This is a genomic window from Photorhabdus noenieputensis (genome assembly GCF_018448935.1).
Taxonomy (GTDB): domain Bacteria; phylum Pseudomonadota; class Gammaproteobacteria; order Enterobacterales; family Enterobacteriaceae; genus Photorhabdus; species Photorhabdus noenieputensis.
Window position 1 is genome coordinate 1 of sequence record NZ_RCWC01000130.1, and the last position, 1,162, is coordinate 1,162.

Genomic DNA, 1,162 nt, shown 5'->3' on the forward strand with positions numbered 1-1,162 from the left:
CGGGCATTTAATTCGGCATAACTGAGCGTTTGCCCTTGATGCACTAACGCTGTCGCGTCCGGAGTTTGCTCCGCCTGTTGTTCAAATAATTGATGAATACACAACGAGTCAGGATAAGCGGTTTCCGTGGCGTTCCAGGTTGTTAACAGCAAGGTACGCTCCGTTTCCGGCAGAATGTCCAACTGCCGTACCGGCATTTGTGGGGCCTGTTCCAGCGCGGTCGCCAGGCTTTCCAATGCCTGCTGCATATAACCGCACAGACTTTCCGGATCAAACGGCTGCACGACCTGCGCCGTCAGCCCCAGTGCCTCGCCAAAATCCTCTACTGATAGCATTAACGGATAGTTGGTCCGCTCCTGCGCGCCAAGAAACTCAATACCGCTCATCAAATCATCTGACATGACCGGCAAAGTATTGTGCCGATAGTTTAACAAGCTATTAAACAGGGGTATCTCACCCTGTACGCCGCTGCAACGCTGCGCCAGCGCCAGTGACGCGTGTTCATGCGCCAGTAATCCGGCCAGCCGGGTATGGGCGGTCTGTACACTCTCCCGTACCGGGGTCTCATCCATATCCAGCCGCAACGGCAAGGTATTGATAAACAGCCCCATGCCATTGTCAGCCCCGTCTCCCGCCGCCATACGCCCAAACAGCACGGTGCCGAACACCACCTTATCTTGTCCGCTGGTCCGTGCCAGCACCTGCGCCCAGGCCAGATGACACAAGGCCGCCAGACTCACACTCAGACGCCGGGCCTGACTGCGCAGACGGTTATTGAGCTCAGGTGCCAGCATCCGGTGAGATTCCGCCACCTGCGAGCCATCACGGTGCACTGCCGTCAACCCGAATGGCAGCGTGGGTTCATCTACCTCCGCTAACATGTCGGTAAAGAAACGGGTATGTGCTGCCTGACTCATCCCCAGCCGGGCCTGCGCCACCAGATTACGGAAAGGCGCAGGCGCTGGCAGGTTCTCCCCCTGCCCGGCCAGATACGCCCGCACTTCACGGTGCATCACTTCCAGCGTTTCATGGTCGCCAATCAGGTGATGCAGCAATTGCAGCAGGATCCAACGACCATCCGTTTCTTGCGCCACCACAAAACGTAATAACGGCGCTTCCCTTAAATCAATACGATGCTGACGCGGATCAAAACGCCGGGTTA

1 protein-coding gene is annotated in these 1,162 nt (G+C 57.1%); it reads right to left on the reverse strand.

Annotation, left to right across the window (positions count from 1 at the left end):
* On the reverse strand, window positions 1-1,162 hold a 1,162-nt coding region (locus tag EAE91_RS23485), incomplete at both ends, for a condensation domain-containing protein (protein ID WP_244869022.1).